The organism is Albimonas pacifica, from assembly GCF_900113695.1.
GTDB lineage: Bacteria > Pseudomonadota > Alphaproteobacteria > Rhodobacterales > Rhodobacteraceae > Albimonas > Albimonas pacifica.
Window position 1 is genome coordinate 1 of record NZ_FOQH01000042.1, and the last position, 3,783, is coordinate 3,783.

Sequence of the window (3,783 nt, forward strand, 5' to 3'; positions counted from 1 at the left end):
CGCTGTAGCGCCGCCTCTTCCCCGTCATCCCGTTTGTCCTCGATCCTCGACGAACCAAGCTTAGCCGCCTGTCCGGATTTCGGGGACCACCTCAACCACCCTCTCCACGATGGCGGCGTAGTCCAGCGTCTCGTCCATCAGGAGCTCCTCCACCAGACGGCCGATGGTCCGCTTCGGTTCGGTCGGTTCGGTTGGCTCGGCTTCGGAAGCGCCGTCGGCCGGTTCGTCGGCAGGCTCGGTCTTTTCGGCGACCTCGGGCTCGTCAGCGTCAGGCGCCGAAGCGCCGAGCGCCCGGGAGTTCGCGGGGATCGCCTCGACGATGATCGCCCCCGTGCGTTCGGCCTGCTTCTTCTGTGCGAGGTCCAGCCGGCCGCAGAAGCCCAGGACGCCCCAGCCCCCAGGTCCTTCGACCAGGACGGCGTGGGTGTAGTCCCTGTCGGTCGTGCGGGTGTGCTGGGAGCCGTCAGGGGCGACGGCGAGATAGGTGGTCTTGGCCATGATCGAAGTCCCGTCAAAGGCCCCGGGGATCGGAGCCGATGAATGAACCTTGTCGCAGCGGGAAGACCCCGCGAGCCCCCTGAATGGAGAAAGGCTCGCGGACATGTTCAAGCGGCGCTCAGCTCCTCTGAGCCGCCCCCGTAATGCGCTGGAGCAGGGTGATGGCGTCCACGTCCAAGTCGACGAGGGCATCGAACATGCGCTTGCCATCCGCATCGAGATGGTCCCGGGCAATCGCGAGCTCGTTCATCACCCACGAGAACGTTTGATCCACTTCAATCACCAGCCCCCAGAACTGCCGGCAGCGCTCGTCCGAAAGCTGGTCCACAAAACCGTCCGGAAGGACCATTTCGTCATACTCGCTGGGGCGTCCCTCTTTAACTTCCATGGGTCGTCGCATCTTGCCAAACCTCTTGCTGCATGCCAGCTTCCCGCACCATGCGGTGAATGTGGTGCGGGTTTCTCATATTCCCCACCGATTCTCAATAGGGTTGTGGTGCAGTTCGCTCAAGTTTTGGAGGCCGAAGATGGGACCTGCGGTGAGGCTCAGCGTTTCGCTGGACGACGACCTCTACCAAGCCCTCGCGCTCGAAGCGGAGGAGGCCGGTCGTTCGTTGGCGGATGTGATACGGGATCGCCTCAGGGCCTCGATATTCGGCGAGGAGGCCGTTGGTGAGGTTCGCAACGTCGGCGAGTTGGCGGAGAGCCTGCTGGCTCAGGGGCTCACCAACGAAGCGGTCCTGGCGGAGGTGAGGCGGCGCCTTCCAGACGCCAAGACGTCCCCAGCTTCGGTGGCCTGGTATAGGTCCAACATGAAGCGCAAGGGGCTGCCTGTAATCTCTCAGGTGGAGGCCAGGCGCAAAGCGGCCTCGGCGCCGAAATGAGAAGGGCGCCCGCGAGCCTTCAAGCTTGATCGCGGGCGCCTTAGATGCGGTCAATTGGCGGGTAAGAACGATGGAAAACCCCACCCCAGGCCGCACCTATGGGAGCAGTCGAGCGGTGGGTAAAACTCCGTGGAAAACCCCACCACCCAACCGCTCCCAGGAGCTGCGGAGGTGCTCACCCCCCGCGGCTCCTATCTCGTGAACGGAACGCCCCCGGAACTCAGCCGTCCGGCGCGGAGCCGCTCAGAGCCGCCCTGGCTCCGCTCCGCGCGATCACGTCCTCGGCGATCTCGAGCGACATCTCGAGGGCCTGGCTCGCGGTCGGGTCTCTGGACGCGTGGGCGTGCGCCTGCACCAGGTCGCAGCCATGTTCCTGCATGAGCTTATAGACCCGCTCCTGATACAGGTTTTCCGCACGCTTGCGCAGGTCGCGGAGGCGGCTGGCGGACTTCGCGATGATGTCCTCCGGGGTCTCCGAGGTCTCCTGGACTTCCGCCGCGCTCATCGCATCCATCCTCCCGGCTTGTGTTGCTCCAGGCGCTCCTATCTCGTGAACGGAACGCCCCCGGAACTCAGTCGAGCGGAGCCGCGGCGGCCAGACCGGCCCGCGTCTCCGCGGCCTCGTTCTCGGCGATCTCGACCGACATCTGATAGGCCCGGCTCGCGGTCGGATCGGTGGTCGCGAGGTAGTGCGCCTTCGCCAGGTCGCAGTCGTGTTCCTGCATGAGCTCCTGGAGCCGCTCCTGATACAGGTCGTCCGCGCGCTTGCGCACGTCGCGGAGGAGACTGGTGGACTTTGCGACGGAGTCCTCCAGGGCCTCCAAGGTCGCCAGGTGTTCCGCCGCGCTCATCGCGTCCATCCTTCCGGCTTGAGCTGCTCCAGGCGCGCCTCGCGCCCCTCGATGTTCCGCCGAAGCTCGGCGCCCTTGCGCTCGTGCTCTTCGGCCTGCTCGACCAGCGCGTCGATGTCCCGCCGCTCCTTGGTCGCCTGCCCGTGGGTCCACTTGTCCTGCATGACGGCTTGCCCTTTCATCGTTTCGCGACCGCGGGGATCACATTCTCCAGGCTCTTGCGAAGGGTGCTGCGCCGGTGGCCCGGGGTCCGCGGAACCTGCATGTCCTTGCTGGCGCCGGGGGCGCCATGCCAGGCGGCCCAGCGCATCGCGGGGCCGATGATGTTCGCGAGCCGCCCGCCGTCGCTCTCGCCCGCCATCCGCGCGGAGCGCGAGAGGTCCAGGGACGCGAGGTGCAGCCTGTTGTGGGCGTCCTCCAGGGCCTCGAGGGCGGCGTCGACCGCCGAGGACGCTTCGAGGAACTCGTCCGCCTGCGCGCGCATCCTGACGAGCGCCTCCTGGCGGTTCTGCTCCCGCGCCTTCTCGGCCTCGTCCGCTCGCCGGCGCTTGAGGACGGCCAGCGCTTTGTCCAGGTCCGAATGCTCGTCGAGGAGGCGCCGGCGTTTCAGCCGCATCTTGCCGACCAGCTCGCTCTGACCCTCGCCGTCGGCCACGCTCTCGGCGATCATGCCATCCAGTCGCGCGACCTCGTCGGTGAGGCTCTGGGCGCGGGCGGCCAGCGATTGTTCGGTCTCGGCCATGTCTGCTCTCGGCTGCTCGTTCTTCACATCGCGCCCGCATGCACGCGGGCGATACCTGACGAGCATGTCGCCGCCGACGCCGGCTCGTAAGCCAGCGCTTGCAGCCCCGAGACGCCGAAACGGTGCTCGATACGGTGCTTGGCTGAGGGAAAGGGGCCGAAATGCCTTGTTCGGTTGGCCCCTGGAGGTCCTGCGCGCATGATCCAGAATCAGAGGGAGCGCCGGGACCCGCCTATCCGCTATCTCGCCTCGAGGTCTTCCAGCAGTTGCAGGTCGACGTTGGGCGCGCTGGCGAACAAGTAAGGCTGGGTGTCTAGCTTGCACCGATACCAACGCAGGGTGTGGGCGCTGGGGACCTTCAGGCCCTCGCGCTCGAACGCCAGCATGACTTCTCTCACCCAGCCCCGAGGAAAGACAATGCTGCCGGTAATCGCGTAGGCGGCCAGAAGCAGCCCCACGATGTTCGAGACCTGGCTGGCTAGAGGGTCCAGCGGAGCGTCCTGAAGCGCCTCCGAGAAGAGGGCGCCCGCTTCCGCCTGCTTTTGGATGGAGCGCGGCATGCCGGTGGAGCGGCCGGCGAAGGCGAGCCCTGTGGGGAGTGCCCGCCAGGCCTCTAGCGCACCCGCCGTTTCGGCCCTGGCCCGAGCGGCAACGGGGGACACGCCCAACCGTTCCGCCGCCTCGCGCTTCGTCGCGCTGGTCGCCAGGACCTCAGTAAGCGTCCGGCCTCGCCGCTCTGCCGGGTCTGCTGAAGTGTCGATAGTGTCCATGAAGGGATGATGGACACGATCGGAGGCGTTTTTGGGCA

Annotated in this window: 8 protein-coding genes; 1 reads left to right on the forward strand and 7 read right to left on the reverse strand. The window is 66.6% G+C overall.

What is annotated here, in order from left to right:
- Positions 1-60 precede the first annotated feature (60 nt).
- Both BM064_RS26360 and BM064_RS26365 read right to left on the reverse strand, forming a co-directional pair.
- On the reverse strand, positions 61-498 hold the full coding sequence (locus BM064_RS26360) for a hypothetical protein (protein WP_143103480.1): 438 nt from the start codon (positions 496-498) through the stop codon (positions 61-63).
- 118 nt (positions 499-616) lie between these two features.
- Positions 617-886, reverse strand: coding sequence for a hypothetical protein (locus BM064_RS26365; protein WP_143103481.1), 270 nt, complete (start codon positions 884-886; stop codon positions 617-619).
- A 139-nt stretch (positions 887-1,025) separates the two neighbouring features.
- Here BM064_RS26365 and BM064_RS26370 point away from each other — a divergent pair, with 139 nt between their 5' ends.
- Positions 1,026-1,382 (forward strand): ribbon-helix-helix protein, CopG family, encoded by a 357-nt coding sequence (locus BM064_RS26370; protein ID WP_092866512.1) that lies wholly within the window; start codon positions 1,026-1,028, stop codon positions 1,380-1,382.
- Positions 1,383-1,602: 220 nt separating this feature from the next.
- Here BM064_RS26370 and BM064_RS26375 read toward each other — a convergent pair whose 3' ends face one another.
- From BM064_RS26375 to BM064_RS26390, 5 genes are all read right to left on the reverse strand, one after another.
- On the reverse strand, positions 1,603-1,887 hold the full coding sequence (locus BM064_RS26375; RefSeq protein WP_143103483.1) for a hypothetical protein: 285 nt from the start codon (positions 1,885-1,887) through the stop codon (positions 1,603-1,605).
- Between the two features lie 67 nt (positions 1,888-1,954).
- Positions 1,955-2,233 (reverse strand): hypothetical protein, encoded by a 279-nt coding sequence (locus BM064_RS26380; protein ID WP_092866518.1) that lies wholly within the window; start codon positions 2,231-2,233, stop codon positions 1,955-1,957.
- The gene (locus BM064_RS27710) at positions 2,230-2,397 is read right to left on the reverse strand and encodes a hypothetical protein (protein ID WP_177236415.1); all 168 of its coding nucleotides are present in this window, start codon (positions 2,395-2,397) and stop codon (positions 2,230-2,232) included. The genes BM064_RS26380 and BM064_RS27710 overlap by 4 nt, the downstream gene beginning before the upstream one ends.
- Positions 2,398-2,411: 14 nt before the next feature.
- Complete coding sequence (locus BM064_RS26385) at positions 2,412-2,975, reverse strand: hypothetical protein (RefSeq protein WP_092866521.1); 564 nt, start codon at positions 2,973-2,975, stop codon at positions 2,412-2,414.
- 239 nt (positions 2,976-3,214) lie between these two features.
- Positions 3,215-3,783 (reverse strand): hypothetical protein (locus BM064_RS26390; protein WP_218161137.1); only part of this gene is annotated, 569 nt, incomplete at its 5' end.